Annotated in this window: 20 protein-coding genes; 19 read left to right on the forward strand and 1 reads right to left on the reverse strand. The window is 65.8% G+C overall.

Annotated features, from left to right (window positions below; all coding sequences use genetic code 11):
- Nucleotides 1-43 precede the first annotated feature (43 nt).
- From ACIRA7_RS00495 to rsmA, 3 genes are read left to right on the forward strand one after another with little or no spacing between them, the layout of a single operon-like run.
- Nucleotides 44-508 carry an ATP-binding protein gene (locus ACIRA7_RS00495; protein ID WP_396218829.1) on the forward strand — a complete coding sequence of 155 codons (465 nt, stop codon included), beginning with the start codon at nt 44-46 and terminating at the stop codon, nt 506-508.
- On the forward strand, nt 505-2,160 hold the full coding sequence (locus ACIRA7_RS00500) for a PP2C family protein-serine/threonine phosphatase (RefSeq protein ID WP_396218830.1): 1,656 nt from the start codon (nt 505-507) through the stop codon (nt 2,158-2,160). Before ACIRA7_RS00495 ends, ACIRA7_RS00500 begins: the two co-directional genes overlap by 4 nt.
- Entirely contained in the window at nt 2,157-3,026 is an 870-nt protein-coding gene (gene rsmA, locus ACIRA7_RS00505) for a 16S rRNA (adenine(1518)-N(6)/adenine(1519)-N(6))-dimethyltransferase RsmA (protein WP_396218831.1), read from the forward strand. The genes ACIRA7_RS00500 and rsmA overlap by 4 nt, the downstream gene beginning before the upstream one ends.
- Here rsmA and ACIRA7_RS00510 read toward each other — a convergent pair.
- Nucleotides 2,992-3,633 (reverse strand): redox-sensing transcriptional repressor Rex, encoded by a 642-nt coding sequence (locus ACIRA7_RS00510; protein ID WP_396218832.1) that lies wholly within the window; start codon nt 3,631-3,633, stop codon nt 2,992-2,994. The two genes, rsmA and ACIRA7_RS00510, sit on opposite strands and share 35 nt — an antisense overlap.
- A 94-nt stretch (nt 3,634-3,727) precedes the next feature.
- On the opposite strand from ACIRA7_RS00510, the gene ACIRA7_RS00515 reads away from it, so the two are divergent.
- The 16 genes from ACIRA7_RS00515 to ACIRA7_RS00590 all read left to right on the forward strand — a co-directional run bounded on the left by ACIRA7_RS00515 (nt 3,728) and on the right by ACIRA7_RS00590 (nt 19,303).
- Complete coding sequence (locus ACIRA7_RS00515) at nt 3,728-4,648, forward strand: PolC-type DNA polymerase III (protein WP_396218833.1); 921 nt, start codon at nt 3,728-3,730, stop codon at nt 4,646-4,648.
- Nucleotides 4,645-5,520, forward strand: a complete 876-nt coding sequence (locus ACIRA7_RS00520; protein ID WP_396218834.1) for an MBL fold metallo-hydrolase — start codon at nt 4,645-4,647, stop codon at nt 5,518-5,520. The genes ACIRA7_RS00515 and ACIRA7_RS00520 overlap by 4 nt, the downstream gene beginning before the upstream one ends.
- A gap of 327 nt (nt 5,521-5,847) precedes the next feature.
- A complete protein-coding gene (infC, locus tag ACIRA7_RS00525; RefSeq protein ID WP_396218876.1) occupies nt 5,848-6,366 on the forward strand; it encodes a translation initiation factor IF-3 in 519 nt (172 codons plus the stop codon).
- A 66-nt stretch (nt 6,367-6,432) separates the two neighbouring features.
- Nucleotides 6,433-6,630 (forward strand): 50S ribosomal protein L35, encoded by a 198-nt coding sequence (gene rpmI / locus ACIRA7_RS00530; protein ID WP_396218835.1) that lies wholly within the window; start codon nt 6,433-6,435, stop codon nt 6,628-6,630.
- A 9-nt stretch (nt 6,631-6,639) separates the two neighbouring features.
- Nucleotides 6,640-7,014, forward strand: a complete 375-nt coding sequence (gene rplT, locus ACIRA7_RS00535) for a 50S ribosomal protein L20 (protein ID WP_396218836.1) — start codon at nt 6,640-6,642, stop codon at nt 7,012-7,014.
- Between the two features lie 144 nt (nt 7,015-7,158).
- Nucleotides 7,159-8,169, forward strand: coding sequence for a phenylalanine--tRNA ligase subunit alpha (gene pheS / locus ACIRA7_RS00540; protein WP_396218837.1), 1,011 nt, complete (start codon nt 7,159-7,161; stop codon nt 8,167-8,169).
- The gene (pheT, locus tag ACIRA7_RS00545) at nt 8,166-10,607 is read left to right on the forward strand and encodes a phenylalanine--tRNA ligase subunit beta (RefSeq protein WP_396218838.1); all 2,442 of its coding nucleotides are present in this window, start codon (nt 8,166-8,168) and stop codon (nt 10,605-10,607) included. Before pheS ends, pheT begins: the two co-directional genes overlap by 4 nt.
- A complete protein-coding gene (locus ACIRA7_RS00550; protein ID WP_396218839.1) occupies nt 10,597-11,037 on the forward strand; it encodes a hypothetical protein in 441 nt (146 codons plus the stop codon). Before pheT ends, ACIRA7_RS00550 begins: the two co-directional genes overlap by 11 nt.
- Entirely contained in the window at nt 11,034-11,345 is a 312-nt protein-coding gene (locus tag ACIRA7_RS00555; protein ID WP_396218840.1) for a cell division protein ZapA, read from the forward strand. The genes ACIRA7_RS00550 and ACIRA7_RS00555 overlap by 4 nt, the downstream gene beginning before the upstream one ends.
- A gap of 248 nt (nt 11,346-11,593) precedes the next feature.
- Complete coding sequence (gene rny / locus ACIRA7_RS00560; protein ID WP_396218841.1) at nt 11,594-13,180, forward strand: ribonuclease Y; 1,587 nt, start codon at nt 11,594-11,596, stop codon at nt 13,178-13,180.
- Nucleotides 13,170-14,054 (forward strand): bifunctional 5,10-methylenetetrahydrofolate dehydrogenase/5,10-methenyltetrahydrofolate cyclohydrolase, encoded by an 885-nt coding sequence (locus ACIRA7_RS00565; RefSeq protein ID WP_396218842.1) that lies wholly within the window; start codon nt 13,170-13,172, stop codon nt 14,052-14,054. Before rny ends, ACIRA7_RS00565 begins: the two co-directional genes overlap by 11 nt.
- A gap of 5 nt (nt 14,055-14,059) precedes the next feature.
- Nucleotides 14,060-15,301, forward strand: a complete 1,242-nt coding sequence (gene xseA, locus ACIRA7_RS00570) for an exodeoxyribonuclease VII large subunit (RefSeq protein ID WP_396218843.1) — start codon at nt 14,060-14,062, stop codon at nt 15,299-15,301.
- Nucleotides 15,298-15,510 carry an exodeoxyribonuclease VII small subunit gene (xseB, locus tag ACIRA7_RS00575; protein WP_396218844.1) on the forward strand — a complete coding sequence of 71 codons (213 nt, stop codon included), beginning with the start codon at nt 15,298-15,300 and terminating at the stop codon, nt 15,508-15,510. Before xseA ends, xseB begins: the two co-directional genes overlap by 4 nt.
- Entirely contained in the window at nt 15,476-16,429 is a 954-nt protein-coding gene (locus ACIRA7_RS00580; RefSeq protein ID WP_396218845.1) for a polyprenyl synthetase family protein, read from the forward strand. Before xseB ends, ACIRA7_RS00580 begins: the two co-directional genes overlap by 35 nt.
- Before the next feature lie 112 nt (nt 16,430-16,541).
- Nucleotides 16,542-18,434: a 1-deoxy-D-xylulose-5-phosphate synthase gene (gene dxs / locus ACIRA7_RS00585; RefSeq protein WP_396218846.1), complete on the forward strand. Its 1,893-nt coding sequence runs from the start codon at nt 16,542-16,544 to the stop codon at nt 18,432-18,434.
- Between the two features lie 11 nt (nt 18,435-18,445).
- Nucleotides 18,446-19,303 carry an NAD(+)/NADH kinase gene (locus tag ACIRA7_RS00590; RefSeq protein WP_396218847.1) on the forward strand — a complete coding sequence of 286 codons (858 nt, stop codon included), beginning with the start codon at nt 18,446-18,448 and terminating at the stop codon, nt 19,301-19,303.
- Nucleotides 19,304-19,312 lie beyond the last annotated feature (9 nt).

The raw sequence follows: 19,312 nt of genomic DNA on the forward strand, positions 1-19,312 counted from the left end.
TACTCGCTTCAAGCCGAGTCCCGTCAGGAGCGTGGCGGATCCCATGATCGCCCCGTCGGCCCCGCGCCCTGTCGCGGATAACCTCACGACGGTGACTCGTCGGTGGATCGTCGCGACCGATCTGACGCTGATCGAGCCGGTTGTCGAGACGATTGTCGCGCTCTGCGTGACAGCGGGTTTTTCGGCGCGCCACTGCAAGTTCAATGTGCCCCTTGCGGTGACCGAGGCGATGGCGAACGCGATGTTGCGAGGCAACGCCAGTGAGCGCTCGCGCACGGTGCAGGTGCGCGTCGAGCTTGATGCACAGCGTCTGTGCATCGAAGTGACCGACGAGGGAGATGGGTTTGACCTGGCGTCATTGCAGCAGAGCCCCGACGAGGCGGACTGGTTCGAGCGGGAGGACGGGCGAGGAGTGTTCCTCATGCGAACATTGATGGACCGTGTTGAAAGTGAGGGTCCGGATGCCGAATCGGGACACCGCATCCGTTTGATCCTCCACCGCACATGATCGAGGTCGCGGCGCTCCTCGCTGCGTTTCGCGAAGCCACCGGCCGGGCGGCGGCTCTCTGGGAACGACGCGATGGAGCGTCGCCGCTCCTGCTTGGGACGACGTCGGCGGCGTTTGCGGCTCGCACCGAGGCTGGTGTCGAGGCGGGCGATGCCATGCTCTGGGCTCACGCGCAGGGTCTGTCGGCGCAGCTGATCGCCGCCGGGGAACCTGCTGGCTGGCTCTTCGTGGAGCCGGGCGCGTCTTCCGATGCCGATCGGCTCTTGGCGCACCTCGTGCCGCAGGTTCGTCGACTCACGCGCGAGCGCGACGGCGCCACGGGCGAGCTCGTCGAGCGCTACGAAGAGATCAGCCTGCTCTACGCGATCGGTGAGCTGCTCGGTGGAACGACCTCGGTGGAGAGTGTAGCCGATACCTTGCTGCGGGAACTGGCCGTCACGGTCGGTGCTCCGCGCGCGGTCTTCCTGCAGGTCGATCGCGGTGCTGGACTGCTGCGCCCCATCGCCACCCTCGGACTCGGTGACGTGGAGTATCCGCCGGTCTCTCTCGACGACGTTGGTCACATCGCGGTGGCCGCTTATCGCAGCGCCGGCGCGATTGCCGAGGCCGGCGTGGCTGCGAACGCCGCTGATCCCGTGCTCGGGACACAGCGGAGCGCGTTGATGGCGGTCGCCATTACGCGGCCGAGCACCGGCGTTGGCGTCACCGGCACGCATCCGATCCCGATGCAGCGTGGAAACGCGGTGGAGCCACCCGCGCCAGTTCCGCTTGGTGTGCTCGTGCTTGGCGGACGTATCAACGGGCCGCCGTTTACGGCGGGCGATCGTAAGCTGGCCGTCGCGGTTGGCACCCAGATTGGCACGGCGATGCACAACGCCTCGCTCGTGCGCTCGGCCGTCGAGCGGCAGCAGCTCGTGCGGGAATTGCGGCTGGCGCACGACCTGCAGCTCAAGCTGCTGCCCAACCCTTCGGTCGTCGGGCCCGAGGCGCGCGCCGCGGCCCGATTGGTGCCTGCCGAAAGCGTCGGCGGCGATTTCTTCCTGCTGGCTCGCCTCGACCGTGACCGCACAGGTGTACTCATCGGCGACGTCTCGGGACACGGCTATCAGTCCGCCTTGGTGATGGCGCTGGCGCTGAGTGCGGCCGCGATTCACGTGCAGGCCGCGTTCGATCCCTCGATCGCGCTCGACGCCGTCCGCCGGTCGTTGGTCGACGAGCTCTCGTCGACGGAGATGTCGATCACGATGTGCTACGCGGTGATCGATACACGGGCCGGCGAGGTGCGGTTCGCCAATGCGGGACATCCGCACGCGTTTCGGGTGGGCGCTGACGGTGCCTGTGTGCGGCTCGCGGCCGTCGTTCCACCCATCGGGTTCAGCGACGCGCCCATCGAGGAGTGCGTCATGTCGTGGCGTCGTGGCGACCGGCTCGTGCTCTTCACCGACGGCGTCACCGACGCGCGGGACGCCCGCGATCAGCGGCTCGGCGAGCGTGCGGTACTCGACATGCTTGCCACGATGACGCACGGCGAAACGCCTGACGCTCTGCTCGACGCGATGTTTGCGCAGGTCGCGTCGCATACGCGCCAGACGGCATTGCGCGACGATCTCGCCGTTGTCGTCGTGGATCGTCCATTTCAGGAACGTACGTGAGCCAGAAACATGGATTTGGGACGCGGGGCGCTCGGCCGCCGCGCCCGGAGGGCGCACTGCCCGCCGCGCGCAAACGTTTCGGTCAGCACTTTCTCAAGGACGCTCGCGTGCTCGACGGCATCGTCGAGGCGCTCGGCCCGATAGACGGTCGCACGGTCGTGGAAATCGGACCGGGCCGGGGCGCGTTAACCGATCGCCTCGTGGAGCGGGCGGGGCGGGTGGTCGCGATCGAACTCGATCGCGATCTCGTACAGCACTTGCGCGCTCGATACGCCGATCGCCCGCATGTGGAGATCGTCGAGGCCGATGTACTGACCGTCTCGCTGCCGACGCTTGCCGGCGGCCCGTATGTGCTGGTGGGTAATGTGCCGTACTACATCACGACGCCAATCATCTTTCATGCCCTCGAACTGCCGCGCCCCGATGTGGCGGTCTACCTGGTGCAGAAGGAAGTGGCCGAACGGATGGCGGCCCCACCGGGCGACAAGACGTACGGCGCGCTCAGCGTCAATCTGCAGGCGGTCGTCGACGTCGCGCTGGTGCGACGGGTGCCGCCGTCCGCATTCAATCCACCCCCGACGGTCGATTCGGCCGTGGTGCGCGTGACGCCGCGTGCCGTCCCGTCGGTGGAGCCCGCCATCGAAGAAGCGTTTCGCAGCTTCGTGCTGTCGGCGTTCGGTTTACGACGCAAGCAACTCATTCGCGTCGTACGCACCGTGGCGTCACTCGATGCCGAGCGGGCCGCAGCCGTGCTTCAGCAAGCAGGCCTGCCCAACGAGGTGCGTCCCGAAACGCTCACCCCCGCAGAGTTCGCACGGCTTGTGCGGGTGCTTACGGCGCGCCCGAGCCCGATAGCGAGTTCGTAAGGGCGAAGGACAAGCCCTCGAGTTCCATCGCCATGTTCACGGACTTGAGCGATACATGCGGCGGCACGGTGATCTGGGCTGGCGCAAAATTCAGGATTGCCCGAATGCCGGCGCCAACGAGGCGATCCACGACATCCTGCGCGTCCTCCGACGGAATGGCGAGTACCGCGATCGGCGCTTCTTCCCGTCGGATGTCCTGAACAAGGTCGGCCATGTCATGCACGATGGCCTCGCCCCACGGCTGGCCGATCTTTTTCGGATCGTTGTCATATACGCCGGCGATCCGGAAGCCTCGCTGCCGGAAACCGCGGTAATTGGCGAGTGCGGCGCCGATCTTGCCGGCGCCGATGATGACGACTTTCCACTCCCGCTCGAGGCCGAGAATCTCCCGCAGGTGCGCCGTGAGTTCATGGACAGGGTATCCCAGCCCACGCTTACCGAAGGATCCGAAGAACGAGAGATCCTTGCGGACCTGCGCCGGCGTCGTCCCGCAGAGGTGCGCGAGCTCGTCACTGGAGGCCGTTTCCTGGCCCTGAGTGTCGAGATCCTCGAGGTATCGCAGATACATCGAGAGGCGGCGAACGGTCGAATCGGCGATGCGTTTCACGGCGGAGTCGGTGGCTTGTGAAATACTTCACAAAGTTACGCGGCCTGCGCCCGATTTGCCAGCGGACGCGCCGCCGATCGCTATCTTCCATTGTATGTCCCGCCCTACGACGCTCTCGGCGCGCGCAGCTCAGCGACTGGCGTCCGGTCCATTGGACCCCGTCACCCTTATGCGTGACGTCTGCAAGGTGGACCGGCTGCAGGCTGACGCGGCCGAACGCATGGCGCTGGCGCTGCTCTCGAGTCATCCCGAGTTCGTTAGGCTCCCCAGCGGGCATTGGGCGCTGGCGGCTGGACTCGCGCCGCCGTCAGGTGCCTCGGCCAGCGGGGGACCGGGGGGCGCTAGAGCGGCGGGATCCGAGTCCAGCTCGCTGTTCGACGTGAACTTTGCGGTGGTCGACGTCGAAACGACCGGTACGAGTCCCGCGTCGGGCGACCGGATCACCGAGATCGCGATTGCACACGTGCGCGGCGGCGAGCTGGTCGACGTGTATGCCCAGCTGGTCAACCCGCAGCGTCCCATTCCGCCATACATCACCCAACTCACCCAGATTTCCTGGGAGATGGTCCGCGATCAGCCGGTGTTCAGTGACATCGCCTCCACGGTCGTGGATCGACTTGCGGGGCAGGTGTTCACGGCCCACAACGCAGCCTTCGACTGGCGTTTCGTTGCCGATGCCGTCGATCGCGGGATAGGGCACGAGCTGTCTGGCCCAAAGCTGTGCACGGTTCGGTTGGCGCGTTTGCTACTCCCGGCCTTGCCGCGTAAGTCGCTCGACCATGTGACGCGATACTTCGGTATCGACATCGCGGCACGCCACCGTGCCGAGGGTGACGCCGTCGCCACTGCGCAGGCGCTTGTCCGCATGCTGCGGATTGCGGAAGAGCAGGGTGTGTGCTCTTGGCCGGTGCTCGAGCGGCGACTTGCCGCGCCAACGACGAACCGTCGGTCAACGGCGAGCGACCGCCGCCGCCGCGCGTTCCCGCTTCCTGCTTCTGAGGACTTTATCGCATGAGTGTTCCACAGCCGTTGCTCGAGACCCGCACTCTTGGTCGCTGGCGCATCCATGCGATTCAGGCCGGTGGCCAGCAGCTGGATGGGGGCGCCATGTTCGGTGTCGTCCCCAAGACCCTGTGGGAACGTCGCCTCGCCGCGGATGCGAAGAACCGCATTCCGCTCGGGATGCGCTGCCTGCTCGTCGAGCACGATGACGGCTTGGTGCTCATCGACACGGGCCTCGGCAACAAGGAGAACCCCAAGTTTCACGAGATCTACGGTGTGGAGAACAACGGTACCGAAGGGCGAACGGCCCTCGAGGACGGCATCCGTGAGGCCGGTTTCACGCCGGAGGACGTACGGCTCGTCATCAACACGCATCTCCATTTTGATCACGCGGGCGGCAACACCTGGCGGAATCCCGCGGGGGAAGTGCAGGCGACGTTCCCGCGGGCGCGGTACGTGGTGCAGGCCGGCGAGCGCGCGTACGCCGAGCATCCGAATGAGCGGACCTCCGCCAGCTATTTTCCGGCGAACTGGGCGCCGATCTTGGCGGAGGACCGATTTGATCTGATCATGGGCGACCGCGAGATCGTGCCCGGCATCTCCGTTCGGCTGACGCCGGGACACACGCCGTATCACCAAAGCGTCCTCCTGCAGTCGGGTGGGGAGACGGCGTGTTTCCTGGGGGATGTCGTTCCCACGTCACACCACCTGCCGTTACCGTGGATCATGGGGTACGATGTCGAGCCGCTGGTCACCCTCGAATCGAAGCGGGCCTTGCTGGCCGACGCCCTGCGCCACGACTGGCTGCTGATCTTCGAGCATGACGCCACGGTGGGGTTTGGTCGGGCGATGCACGATGGAAAGAGCTACCGGTTGGCGGAGTGAATCTCTCGCGGAAACGCTGGTGCCCCTTGACGTTGCGCTCACGGCGCCTAGGTTTCACCTGTTAGTACTGCTGTGGCACTGATGCGGCAGGATCGCGGGAGGTCGTATTTCCTCCTCAACAATTGAGAAGCGGGTCGGCAGCGACGCCGGTCCCACCCTTCGGCCCTCTCGCCAGATGCAGTCCGGCGGAGGTGTGCTGCTGGAGTCGATCGACACCGTGTCTCTCGCTCGCGCCCATGGTGGGTGTCGGTCGTCGGGAGCGTCGGTTTGCGACGCGGACTCCTTCAGGGGTTCGCGTTTTCTGTTTCTTCTACTGGAGCACGGCCTATTCAGGATTCGACGAAGCGTCCGCCACGGGTGAACCGGCAGATCCGGATCAGCCCCGTTCGCGTGATCGGCGCCGACGGAAGTCAGCTCGGTATCATGGAAGTCGACGTGGCGCTCGCCCAAGCAGTCGAGCAGGGGCTGGATCTCGTCGAAGTGGCGGCTGCCGCAAGGCCGCCCGTGGTCCGCATCATGGACTTCGGGAAGTTCAAGTTCGAACAGGCCAAGCAGGCACGAATCGCGAAGAAGAAGCAGCATGTGATTCATCTGAAAGAGGTCAAGTACCGACCGGGCATCGATGATCACGACTTCGAGACGAAAACCCGCCACGCGCGGCGCTTCCTCGAGGAGGGCAACAAGGTGAAGGTGACGTTGATGTTTCGGGGTCGACAGATCGCCCATCCTGAGCTTGGACGGCAAGTGGTCGATCGGGTGGCTCAGGAACTCACCGATCTGTCCAAGATCGAGAGCGCACCGTCCATGGAAGGAAAATCGATGACGATGATTCTCGCGCCGAAGTAAGCAGCGCGTGATCGCATGCAGGGCCGCTTCCGCATTGGAGCGGTTGACCGTAGCCGTGAGCAGAATATGCCGAAGATGAAAACCCACAGCGGCGCCAAGAAGCGCTTCACCGTAACGGGATCGGGGAAGGTGCGGCGTCTGAAGGCCTACAAGAGCCACATCCTGACCAAGAAGACGTCGAAGCGTAAGCGCAACCTCCGCCGTCCGACCACCGTCGCGACCAACGGCGAAGTGAAGCGTATCAAGCGTCTTATCCTGGCCTGAGGACTTACCATGCCCCGCGTAAAATCCAACGTCGTCCGCCTCAAGCGGAAGAAGCAGATCCTCAAGCACGCCAAGGGTGCCTTTGGTGGCCGGTCCAAGCTCTGGAAGGCTGCCAAGGAAACCGTCGAGCGTGGCTGGCGCTATGCGTACCGCGATCGCAAGAACAAGAAGCGCGACTTCCGTCGCCTCTGGATCGTGCGCATCAACGCCGCGGCCCGCCTGCACGATATGTCGTACAGCGTGTTCATCAACGGCCTCCATGCCGCTGGCATCGAGATCGACCGTAAGGTCCTCGCCGACCTCGCGGTGCGCGAGCCGGAAGCGTTCGCGGTGATCGCCGATCAGGTTCGTAAGGCCATCGAAGCCAAGTCGGCCGCCGCGTAATGAGGACGTGCCGCCGAGCGTGAGCGGCGGCACCGTTCAGGGTTACGTTGTAGGGCCGGCATCGACGAGATGCCGGCCCTTCGTGCATCCGCGGCGGGCAAGCTCCGCCATCCGTCGTGCTCCCCCGATTTCCGATTTCGTCTCGTGCAACTTTCCGAGTATCTCGCCCAGGCGAACACCCTCGCGCAGGACGCGCGCTCGTTGCTCGACGGGCTCGACCCCGCCACGCGCCTCGACGTCGCCAAGGGCCTGCTGAATGCCCTCAAGGACGATCAGCTCGCCGCCCTGCAGGGTGCGCTCCGGGCGTTGCCCGCCGACGATCGCCGCGCCGCCGGTGCGGCATTCAACACGCTGAAAGAGGGCATCCAGCAGACGCTGGATCGCTTCGCCGCGCGGCAGGCCTCGGCCGCGGGTCTCTCAACGTTCGATGCCACGATGCCGGCGCGGAGCACGTGGCGCGGGTCGTTGCACCCGGTCACGCTCGTGATCGATGAGATCTGCGAGATCTTCCGCGAACTCGGCTTCACCATCGCGCTTGGCCCGGAGGCGGAGACGGAGTGGTACAACTTCGGCGCGCTCAACTTCCCGCCCGATCATCCGGCGATGGAGCTGCACGACACGCTGTATCTGGGTCAGGACACCTTGCTGCGCACACACACCTCACCCGTGCAGGTGCGCACGCTTCAACAGTACAAGCCGCCGGTGCGGGTGCTCGCGCCGGGCCAGGTGTATCGTCGCGACTTCTTCGATGCCACGCACGCACCCGCCTTCATGCAGCTGGAGGGACTGGCGGTGGACGAGGGGATTTCCTTCGTCGATCTGAAGGCGACGCTGGCCGAGTTCGCCCGTCGCTTCTACGGTGCCTCGCGTCGCGTGCGCTTCGGTCCGTCGTATTTCCCGTTCGTCGAGCCCGGTGCCCAAATGGATGTCGAAGTCGACCTGAATGACGGCAAGGGGCTGCGTTGGGTCGAGATTCTCGGCTGCGGTATGGTCCATCCGCATGTGCTTGATGATGCGGGGCTCGATAGCGAGAAGTTCACGGGCTGGGCATTCGGCATGGGGCCGGCGCGTATTGCGATGTCGCGCTATGACATCAGTGACATCCGCGTGTTGTACGATTCCGACGTCCGTTTCCTGGAGCAGTTCGCGCGATGATCGTCTCTCATGAATGGCTCAAGCAGTTCGTGCCGCACGCACGGTCGGCGCAGGACATCGGCGATGCGCTGAGTCGCCACTGCGTGACACTCGACAACATCGAGCGGCTCGGTGCCGAGCTCGCGTCGTTCGTCGTGGCCCTGGTTGTGGACGCCGCGCGGCATCCGAATTCCGATCATCTCTGGGTCACCAAGGTCGACGACGGAAGCGGCACGTTGCTCGAGGTCGTCTGTGGCGCGCCGAATGTCGTGGCGGGTACCAAATACCCCTTTGCGCGCACAGGGACCGTCATGCCCGGCGGGCTCAAGATCGAAAAGCGCAAGATTCGTGGCGAGACGAGCAATGGCATGCTCTGTTCCTCGCGTGAGCTTGGCCTCGGGCAGGAACACGACGGCATCCTCGCGCTCGACACCGACGCGGCACCTGGTACGCCGCTCCTGGACGTGCTTCCAATCGCCGACGCGCGGTTGGATCTCGACGTGCTGCCGAATCGTCCGGATCTTCTCTCGCACGTGGGCGTTGCACGCGAGATTGCGGCGATCCTCGGCCTGCCGATGTCCACGCGTCCGTCGGAGATCGCGCCGCCAGCCGTCGGCGTGCCAGTGCATAGCGCGCCTGTGAGCGCCTCCGGCACACAGGCAACGGTACGCATCGATGATGCCGACAGTTGCACGCGCTATGTCGCTGCCGTGATTTCCGGGGTGCAGGTGGGCCCAAGTCCCGACTGGTTGCGTCAACGGCTCGAAAGCATCGGGCAGCGCACGATCAGCAATGTGGTCGACGCCACGAACTACGTGCTGCACGGCCTTGGACAGCCCGTGCATGCATTTGACCTCGCCAAGCTGTCAGGGCAGCGCATCGTCGTGCGGCCTACCGTCGAGGGAGAAGCGCTCGTGACGCTCGATGGGACGTCGCGCCCACTGGCCGCCGGCACGACCGTGATCTGTGATGGCGAGCGTCCCGTTGCTCTCGCCGGCGTGATGGGGGGACTCGACAGCGAAGTCACCGAGTCGACCACTGACGTGCTGTTGGAGGTCGCGGTGTTCGCGCCACGCTTCGTCCGCCGCGTGCGTCGCGCGGTGAACCTGTCCACGGATGCTTCCTATCGCTTCGAGCGCGGGGTCGACGCCGGCTCTACGCTCGAGGTGGCGCGTACGGCGGCATCACTCATCGCGCAGGTCGCGGGTGGGCAGGTCGTTGAGTTGATTGACGTAGGCGGGCCGACGCCGGCTCCTCGCGCCGTGACCGTCCGACCGTCGCGAGTCGCGCGCGTCCTCGGCATTGCCGTCGCCCCGTCTGTGATTCGCCATCACCTCGAGGCGCTTGGCTGCACGATTGTCGACGACGCGCACGGATTGGTCGTGACGCCGCCAACGTGGCGACATGACCTGCTCATCGAAGTCGACCTCATCGAAGAAGTCGCGCGCTTGGTGGGATTCGACACGCTTCCCGACGAGCTGCGTCCGTTCCGGCCCGGCAACGCGCCGGATCATCCGCTGCACCTCGCGGGTCGTCGGGTGCGCGACCTGTTGGTCGGGCTGGGTCTCGCAGAAACGCGGCCGATGCCGTTCACCAGTACGGGTGACGAGTTCACACCACGCGTGCGCAATCCCCTGGCGGATGACGAACCCTTTTTGCGTGCATCAATCCTCGACACCCTCGCCCGTCGCGCCGAGTACAATCTCACGCGGATGCAGGGGAACCTTCGGCTGTTCGAAGTGGGCAACGTCTTTCTTTCCAGCGCGGACCGGCTGCCGCGTGAAGAGGTCCGGGTCGGTGCGCTGATCATGGGCGGTCGTCGTCCGGCGCATTTCACGGAGCCACAGCCGCCGGCGTTCGACCGATGGGACGCGAAGACCATCGCCGAGCGTATCCTGGCGGCGGCGTTCCCCGGACTGGGCGCCACGTTGGCGGCGGGCGCAATGCCGTCCATTTGGACGTTGGTGGTGGACGGTATCGGCGAGGTCGGACGGGTCGAGGCGGTCGCGCTCGATCGTCCGGTGTGGGCCAGCGAGGCGTTCGGCATTGAAGTCACGTTGGGCGTCATGCCTTCGGCCGACGTGGCGGCGCCTCGCGCCCATGACCACGGCGGTGCTCCTGTTGGGCAGGCCGTGTCGGCGTCGTCCGCGTTCCGATTCAAGGTACTCCCAACCACCCCATCGGCTGAGATCGATCTGTCCCTGTTGGTGCCGGAGAGCGTTGCGGCCGCGACCGTCGAGCAGGCGCTTCGCGCGGCCGGGGGGGAGCTGCTGGAACAGGTGAGTCTGTTCGACGAGTTCCGCGGTGCCGGCGTACCGGAGGGCCATCGTAGTCTCGGTTGGCGGTTGACGTTCCGGCATCCGGAGCGCACCCTGCGGGACAAGGAGATTGAGGGGCGTCGTGCCCGCCTGTTGGATCTTCTCGACCGGGAACTCGGTATCCGTCCACGTGCGTCCTGAAACCGTCGCGTTTCGCGAACTCGATACCCTTGTTCGCAACCTCACCGACCAGCTCGCGGGCTACCGCCGGCGGGCGCTGTCGGCGGAGTCGCGTATCCGCGAGCTCGAGCAGCTCGTGGCGGAGCGCGACGGCACGCTGATCGAGGTGCGGGCCGACGGGCTGCGTTCGGCGCAGGCGCGGGCGCTGCTCGAGGCCAAGGTGCGGGAGCTGGAGGCCAAGGCCGAGATGGCGAAGGCCGAGGTCGTGCGCGTCCAGGCGGCGTTTGCCGCCGCGGCGGAGGCGGCGACCCCGCAGGCGGTCGATAGTGAGCTGTCCCGAGAGAACGAGCGGCTGCGGGCCCGTCTGGCGGAGGCCCGGGACAAAACCGCACAGCTCGGGGAGCGCATGCGCTTTCTCCGCCAGCAGACTGGGCAGGGGGCCGAGCGGTGATCGACAACAAGTTGGTCGTCAAGGTCCGGATCGTCGGTGAGGAGTACACCCTCCGCACGGAAGCCTCGCCGGAGCATACCAAGGCGGTGGCCGATCATGTCGACCGCACGATCCGCGCCATTATGGGCGGCGGCTCCACGGTGGAGACGCAGCGGGCAGCGATCCTCGCCGCGCTGCAGATCACCGACGACCTGTTCCGGGAACGCGCCGCCGTGGAGACGATCACGAACGACATCCGGCACCTTGCCTCCGACATTCGTCCGTTGCTTCCTCCGGCCAAGCGTGGCGAGGATGGCTATCCGGTCTGAGCGATGGGGTGTCCACGGAAACGCCCGGATGGGATGGCAGCGACCTGTGGATCCCCGTTGCGGGCCTCCTGATACGTCCGTACGTTCTGAAAGTTGACGGTGTGCGCGCGCCCCTGTGCCGCGGCAGCGGAGGTCGCTCCCTCTTCGCCAGCCGCGGCGCATCGTGACAGTCGCCCGTGCCGTGCGCACGATAGATCCGTTGGAAAACGATCAAGAACCCGCGCTTGGCCGCGGTGGAGCATAGATCCATGGGCGAGATTCCCGCAGCGGCGCTGGTTGGCGCCCTTGGGCTCATCGCGGCTGTCGTCGCGTACGTGGTGGGTCGACAGTCGTGGCGTAAGGTGGAGACCGGCGAACAGCAACGGGCCCTCGTCGTCGCCGAGGAAGGCGCAGTGCGCATCGTCGATGAGGCGAAGCGTGAGGCAGAGACGCTGCGACGCGCTGCGATCGTTGCGGGCAAGGAGGAAGTCCTCCAGCTCCGGGAGTCGCACGAACAGGAGGTGCGTCAGCGTCGGGTCGAGCTCGAACGCGAGGAGAAGCGCGTGCTCGAGCGGGAGTCGCAGCTTGATCGCGCCCGCGAGTCGTTGGAAAGCCGGGAGCAGGAGGTCCAACGACGAGGATCCGAGCTCGGCCGGCGCGAGTCGGTGGCGACGGCGAAGGAGCAGGAGCTCGAGAAGCTCATCACCGATGAACGCCGCAAACTCGAGCAGCTGGCTGGACTCAGCGCGGATCAGGCGAAGGCTGAGCTGATTCGCCGTCTGGAAGACGAGGCGCTGGCCGACGCCGCGAGTCGCCTTCGGGAGATTCGCGAGTCGGCAAAGCGTAACGCCGATCGAGAAGCGAAGAAGATCGTGGCGCTCGCGGTCCAGCGCGTGGCTGCCGAAACAACGGCGGAGACCACCGTCTCGGCTGTGTCGCTGCCGAATGACGAGATGAAGGGACGCATCATTGGCCGCGAGGGGCGGAACATCCGGGCTTTCGAATTGGCAACCGGTGTGGATGTGATCATCGATGACACGCCGGATACGGTGGTCGTCTCGTGTTTCGATCCGGTCCGCCGGGAAACGGCGCGACTCGCACTGGAGAAGCTCGTCACCGACGGCCGCATCCATCCCGGGCGCATCGAGGAAGTGGTCGCCAAGGCCCGGAAGGAAGTCGAGGTCGCGATCATCGAAACCGGTGAGCAGGCGGCCTACGATGTCGGCGTGGCCGGGCTTCACCCTGAGCTCATCAAGCTGATTGGCCGGATGAAGTGGCGGACGAGTTACGGCCAGAACATTCTCGCGCATTCCAAGGAAGTCGCATGGTTGGCCGGGATGATGGCGGCCGAGCTGGGGCTGGATGTGGCGCTCGCCAAACGCGGCGCGTTGTTGCATGACATCGGCAAGGTGCTCACGCACGAGCACGAAGGCACGCACGTGCAGCTCGGCGTCGAAGTGGCCACCAAGTACGGCGAGAATCCGCTGGTGGTGAACTGTATTGCGGCCCACCATGACGACGTGCCGCACGAGAGCGAAGTGTCGGTGCTCGTGCAGGCCGGCGACAGCATCTCGGGGTCGCGTCCCGGGGCCCGTCGCGAGGCGTTCGAGACGTATGTGAAGCGGCTCGAGGGACTCGAGAAGATCGCGTCCAGCTATCGGGGTGTGGAGCGCGTGTTCGCTATCCAAGCGGGTCGGGAGATCCGCGTCGTGGTCACGCCGGAACAGGTAGATGACATGCGCATGACGGCGTTGTCGGAAGAGATCGCACGTCGCATCGAGTCCGAGTTGCAGTATCCGGGGCAGATCAAGGTGGTCGTCATTCGCGAGAGCCGGGCGGTGGACTTTGCGCGCTGAACTGATCGACGGGAAGGCGATCGCGGCCGACGTGCGCGCGGAGGTCGCGCGCGACGTGGCGGTGCTGCGAGCGCATGGCGTCGTGCCGGGGCTCACCGTGGTACTCGTTGGCGACGACGTCGCCAGCGCGACTTATGTCGGAGCCAAGGAGAAGGCATCCCGCGAGGCGGGTATGGCCGGCGGAACGATTCGTTTACCAGCCGACACGACGCAGGCGTCGTTGCTAGCGCTGGTCGAGCAACTGAACGGCGATCCGGCGGTGCACGGGATCCTCGTCCAGATGCCGCTGCCCGCGCACATTGATCCCGACACCGTCATAAGGCACATCCGCCCCGACAAGGACGTCGACGGCTTTCATCCGGAGAACGTCGGTAAGCTCCTGATCGGGCATACCGATGGGTTTGTCTCGTGCACGCCGGCCGGCGTGATCGAATTGCTCTTACGCAGCGGTGTGGAGACACGGGGCGCGGAGGTCGTGGTCGTGGGGCGCAGCAACATTGTCGGCAAGCCGATGGCGGCACTGCTCGTCCAGGGGAGGTCCGGCGGCGACGCCACGGTGACGATCTGCCACAGCCGTACCAGAGATCTGGCCTCGCACACGCGTCGGGCCGACATCCTGATCGTCGCCGCAGGCCGGGCGGAGATGATCACGGGCGACATGATCAAGCCCGGGGCGGTGGTGATCGACGTCGGCATGAACAGTGTGCCCGATGCCACACGCGCCAGTGGTCGCCGCCTGTGCGGCGATGTCCATTTTGCGAGCGCGGTGGACGTCGCGTCGCGGATCACGCCAGTTCCCGGCGGGGTCGGACCGATGACCATTGCGATGCTGCTGCGCAATACGGTGCGTGCGGCTCAGCGCACGGTGAGCTGACTCACGTGGCCGGACGCCGCGAGGGTGGAGCTGCCAGTTACGGACCGCCGGCTTCCGCCGATGAGGCGCCGGGAAGCGCGCCCGAATCGGCGATTGCGGTTCACACACTGACGAGTGCGGCCAAGGATCTGATCGAAGGCGCGTTTCCGCCGCTGTGGGTGCGTGGGGAAGTCAGCGATTTCAAGGCGCACCGGAACGGTCACTGGTATTTCGCCCTTCGGGATGCCCAGGCGCAGGTGAAGTGCGTGATCTGGAGTTCGGCGGCCAAGCGCATTCCCGCCCCGCCAGACGACGGCATGCAGGTGCTGGCGTATGGCCAGATGACTGTCTGGCCGGTACGTGGCGACCTCCAGTTCTCCGTGCGCGCGCTGGAGGCGGAGGGGGATGGCCTATGGCGGAAGGCGCTCGAACGCACGCGCCTCAGTCTGGAAAAGGATGGTTTGCTTGAGCCGGCGCGCAAGCGCGCGCTGCCAGCCTTTCCGCGCCGGATCGCCGTCATCACGAGTCTCGACGGCGCGGCCATGCACGACATTATCACCGTGGCGCGCGCCCGTAGTGCCGACGTGGAGATCGTCATGGTCGCGGCAAAGGTGCAGGGGGACGGTGCGCCGGAGTCGCTCGTCGCGGCGATTGAGCAGGTGAGTCGCTGGCGGGATGCCGATGCGCTCATTATCGGCCGCGGCGGCGGTGCGCGCGAAGATCTCTGGGCCTTCAACGACGAGCGTGTCGCCCGCGCCCTCGCTGCCTGCCCGATCCCCACGATTTCGGCCGTCGGGCACGAGGTGGATGTCACCATCTGCGATCTCGTCGCCGACGTACGCGCGGCGACGCCCTCGGCGGCGGCCGAATTGGCGGTTCCGTCCCGTCGTGACGTCATCGCCCGGGTGGAGTCGCTTGGCAGCCGCCTGGTTACGGCGGCGCGGCGACGTGAGGAGCGTGCCCTTGCCTCACTGTCTCAGGTGCAAAAGCGCCTAGGCTTGGCGGCCACTCGCATCGTGGAGCGTCGCCGCTCCCGGGTGGAGTCTCTGGCCGGGCAGCTTCACGCGCTCTCGCCGCTGCGCACGCTGGCGCGTGGCTTTGCGGTGGCGCGAACGCCCGATGGCGCTACTTTGAGCGGGCGGGATCGGTTCGCACCCGGGGCTCCGTTCGATCTCTGGCTCCGGGACGGCATCGTGTCCGCGACCGCTGGTGCGGGGCGTCCACTCCCCGACTCGATTCCCATTTTTCAACCCGAGGAGGGTGTATGAGCTTCGAACAGTCACTGACCCGCCTGGAGGAGATCGTGCGCGAGCTCGAGCGCAACGACGTTGATCTCGAACAGGCCCTCCGCCTGTTTGAGGATGGGATCACTCATCTGCGCTCGGCTGGTGCGGCGTTGAAGACGATCGATGCGCGTGTGCAGCAGCTGGTCGAGGCGGCCGATGGGTCGTTCTCCGTCGTTGAGCTGGGTGGCTGAGTCGATGACACCGCTCGGCGAGAGCACGGCATCGTCCGCCCCATCGTTCGTGGCCGAACGGTCTGCGGTGCATCAGGCCCTCGACGCGTTCTGCGCCCGCTGGCTCAGCGACATCGCGCCGTTGACGGCCGAAGCGATCCGTTATTCGCTGCTTGGGGAAGGGAAGCGCCTGCGGGCGATTCTGCTCATGGAAGCGTATCGGGCCTGTGGCGGCACCGGCGACGCTCGCGACCTCGCCGCCTCGGTCGAGGTCGTACACGCGTATTCACTGGTGCACGACGACCTGCCGTGCATGGATGATGATGATGTGCGTCGCGGTCGGCCCACCGTGCATCGTGTCTACGGGGTGCCGGTCGCCACCGCCGCGGGGCTGGCAATGGTACCGATGGCGGCGCGCAGCGCGTGGCACGCCGCCAAGGCGATGGGGCTTTCCGACTCGGTTGCCGGGGACATCGTACGTGATTTGATGGACGCGTCAGGTGCCGGCGGGATGATCGGTGGGCAACTTCTCGACCTCGAGGCGGAAGGGGTGCACCTCACCCTCGAGGCGCTGGAGCGGGTGCATCGCCTGAAAACGGGGGCGCTGATCATGGCCTCGGTAACGCTGGGGGCTCGTGCCGCGCTGGCACCGGAATCCCGGCGGCTTGCTCTCGCCCGGTATGGCGCCTCCATCGGACTCGCCTTCCAGATCGCCGACGATGTGCTGGACATTACGGCGACGACGGATCAATTGGGAAAGACGGCCGGTCGTGACATCGCGCTGCATAAGAGCACCTATCCTGCCCTGCTGGGTATCGATGGAGCGATTGAGCGCGCGGTGGCGTTAGTCGACGACGGATGCCGCGCCCTCGCCGATGAGGGGCTACTGACGCCCACACTCGACCAGCTTGCTCGGTTTATCGTTGAACGGCGTTCCTAGGCGGGCGCTCATGCCCCCGAAGTCCGTCGTGCTGCAGTTCATTTCTCGTGCCAACTGATCGTCGTACCTGACCGTTGCGGAGGTCTCCCGCAGCGCACCTTCCGACTCCGTCATGTCTCTTCTCGAAGGCATCAATTCCCCCGCGGATCTCCGTGGTCTGTCGCGCGATCAGCTCCGCACGCTGGCTCAGGACATGCGCGAACGCTTGATCGACGTTTGCTCGCGCACGGGCGGCCACATCGGCGCCGGGCTCGGTGTCGTCGAGTTGACGATCGCATTGCACACGGTCTTCGAAACCCCCAAGGATCAGTTGGTGTGGGACGTTGGCCATCAGGCCTACCCGCACAAGTTGCTCACGGGACGGAACTCGGAGATGGAGTCATTGCGGCAGGAGGCCGGACTGTCCGGCTTTCTCAAGCGAACCGAAAGCGAGTACGACACGTTCGGCGCCGGTCATGCCGCGACGGCGATCTCCGCGGCGCTCGGCATGGCCGCCGGGCGGGATGTGCTCGGTGAGCAGTTCAAAGTGGCCGCGATCATCGGCGATGGGTCGATGGGCTCGGGGCTGGCGTACGAGGGGCTCAACAACGCCGGGCATTCGGATCGTGACATCATCGTAGTCCTCAACGACAACGAAATGTCCATCGCGCCGAACGTCGGCGCGATGCACAAGTACCTCACGAGCATTCAGCGCAATCCCCTGTACAACCGGTTGCGCTCGCGCATTGGCGATCTGGTGGACAACGCCCCGGCTCCCTTCACCGGCGTGAGCACGCTTGTGCGAAAGTGGGAAGAGAGTGTGAAGTCGCTGCTCACGCCCGGCGTGCTGTTCGAAGAGCTCGGCTTCCGCTACTTCGGCCCAATCGACGGACACGATCTCGATGCCTTGCTTGAGACGTTCACGGCGGTGCGCGCGATGAACACGCCGCGACTGGTCCACGTGATCACCAAGAAGGGCAAGGGATTTCCCGCGGGCGATCATGGCGAGAAATGGCACGCGCTGCCGCCCGGCCACGATCCGGCCACCGGCAAGCAGCTGGCGGTCTCCACGGCGAATCCGGCGTATACCGCCGTATATGGCAAGGGACTGGCCGAACTCGGGGGTGAGCGAAAGGACCTCGCGGTGATCACGGCTGCCATGCCGTCTGGCACCGGTACCGCACTGTTTGCCAAGGCCTTCCCCGATCGGTTCTTCGATGTCGGCATTGCCGAGGGCCACGGTGTGACATTCGCCGCAGGTCTGGCCACGCGCGGCGTGCGCCCGATCGTGACGATTTACTCCACGTTCCTGCAGCGCGGCTACGACAACATCATTCACGATGCGGCGCTGCAGAAGCTCCCCGTCGTGTTTGCGATGGACCGCGCTGGATTGGTTGGCGAAGACGGCGAAACGCACATGGGATTGTACGATATCGCGTATATGCTCAGCGTACCGGGCATGACCGTCGCCGCGCCGAAGAACGGCGCGGAGATGCTCGGCCTGCTGCGCGCCGCCGTCGAACACACCGATGGGCCGTTCAGCTTCCGCTATCCTCGCGATGCATCGCCGGACATTCCCGAGGCGATGTCGCAGATTGCCGCCACCCCGTACGCCACGTGGGAGGTCCTGCGGCAAGGCCGGGACGTCGCGATTCTCGCCGTCGGTACCATGGTAAATCAATCGCTGGCCGCCGCTGAGCTGCTGGCCGCCGACGGCCTGGACGTCAGCGTCGTGAATTGCCGCTATCTGAAGCCGTACGATGAAGTCACGCTGAACGCGATCCTGGCGAGCCACACGCACGTGCTCACGGTCGAGGAAGGGACGGTCGTGAACGGGTTCGGCGCGTTCATCAGTTCGATCGTGCATCAGCTGGCGCCCACGGTGCGCACGGCCGTTCACGGTGTGCCCGACCGTATCATCTACTCGGCACCACGCAAGAAGCAGCTCGCGTCACTCGGACTCGATCCGGCGGGGATTGCGGAGCGCGTACGCGCATTCCACGAGTCCGAGGCGCTCGCCGGTTGATGCGCGTTGGCGTGATCGGCCACAAAGGCTATCCGGGGCTTCCGGCGATCCTTGGCACACTGCTGAGTATCGCTCCCGAAGTGGGGCTCACTCTGCTGTTCGAGCCGGACCTCTGGGAGATCGCCGGGAAGGGCGACCGACTGGAGTCGCCCGACCAGGTCGATGCGCTGTTCACCCTTGGCGGCGACGGCACCTTGCTTCGCGGGGCTCGGTTTCTGGATGGGCGCACGGTGCCGATTCTCGGCATCAATCTCGGACGTCTGGGATTTCTTACGGCCTGCGGCGGTGAGGAGTTCGAGGACGGGGTGCGGCGCTTTGCTGCCGGTGATTTCGTCTCGGAGTCGCGCATGGCGCTCGAGTCCTGTGCGCTCGATCGCGAGGGCGTTGAACGGTGCCGCTGGCTGTCGCTGAACGACGTCGTGCTTCACAAGGGTGGGTTCGCGCGCGTCGTCAAGTTCACGGTCTTCGTCGATGACGAAGCGATCGGGACGTACTCGGCCGACGGGTTGGTGGTCTCGACGCCAACCGGTTCCACGGGCTATTCGTTGTCGGCCGGAGGGCCGATCGTCGTGCCGACAGTGGAGAGCATCGTGCTGACCCCAGTGTCTCCCCACACGCTCGCCATGCGGCCGCTGGTGCTGCCGCCGCACGTGGAGGTCAAGGTGCGTGCGGATGATGGACCCGAAGAGCTTTTGGTAACGATTGATGGGCAGGTCGGGACTACCTTCACCGGCGGCGAAACGTTGGTGGTCCGCCGCGCGCCCCACGCGGTCCAGATCGTTCGTTTTCCGGGGACGACGTTCTTTACGCGATTGCGCCGAAAGCTCGGATGGGGTGGCCTCTCCGAGCGCGACGGCGAGACGATTTGAGGAGATAGC

Origin of the sequence: Gemmatimonas sp. (assembly GCF_044376735.1) — a bacterium.
Lineage (GTDB): Bacteria > Gemmatimonadota > Gemmatimonadetes > Gemmatimonadales > Gemmatimonadaceae > Gemmatimonas.

Excerpts from the sequence above, each read along its gene's own strand:
- ACIRA7_RS00495 (WP_396218829.1), top strand. The coding sequence starts at position 44 with ATGATCGCCCCGTCGGCCCCGCGCCCTGTCGCGGATAACCTCACGACG.
- ACIRA7_RS00500 (WP_396218830.1), top strand. The coding sequence starts at position 505 with ATGATCGAGGTCGCGGCGCTCCTCGCTGCGTTTCGCGAAGCCACCGGC.
- ACIRA7_RS00515 (WP_396218833.1), top strand. The coding sequence starts at position 3,728 with ATGTCCCGCCCTACGACGCTCTCGGCGCGCGCAGCTCAGCGACTGGCG.
- ACIRA7_RS00520 (WP_396218834.1), top strand. The coding sequence starts at position 4,645 with ATGAGTGTTCCACAGCCGTTGCTCGAGACCCGCACTCTTGGTCGCTGG.
- rpmI (WP_396218835.1), top strand. The coding sequence starts at position 6,433 with ATGCCGAAGATGAAAACCCACAGCGGCGCCAAGAAGCGCTTCACCGTA.
- rplT (WP_396218836.1), top strand. The coding sequence starts at position 6,640 with ATGCCCCGCGTAAAATCCAACGTCGTCCGCCTCAAGCGGAAGAAGCAG.
- pheT (WP_396218838.1), top strand. The coding sequence starts at position 8,166 with ATGATCGTCTCTCATGAATGGCTCAAGCAGTTCGTGCCGCACGCACGG.
- rny (WP_396218841.1), top strand. The coding sequence starts at position 11,594 with ATGGGCGAGATTCCCGCAGCGGCGCTGGTTGGCGCCCTTGGGCTCATC.
- xseB (WP_396218844.1), top strand. The coding sequence starts at position 15,298 with ATGAGCTTCGAACAGTCACTGACCCGCCTGGAGGAGATCGTGCGCGAG.
- ACIRA7_RS00580 (WP_396218845.1), top strand. The coding sequence starts at position 15,476 with ATGGGTCGTTCTCCGTCGTTGAGCTGGGTGGCTGAGTCGATGACACCG.
- dxs (WP_396218846.1), top strand. The coding sequence starts at position 16,542 with ATGTCTCTTCTCGAAGGCATCAATTCCCCCGCGGATCTCCGTGGTCTG.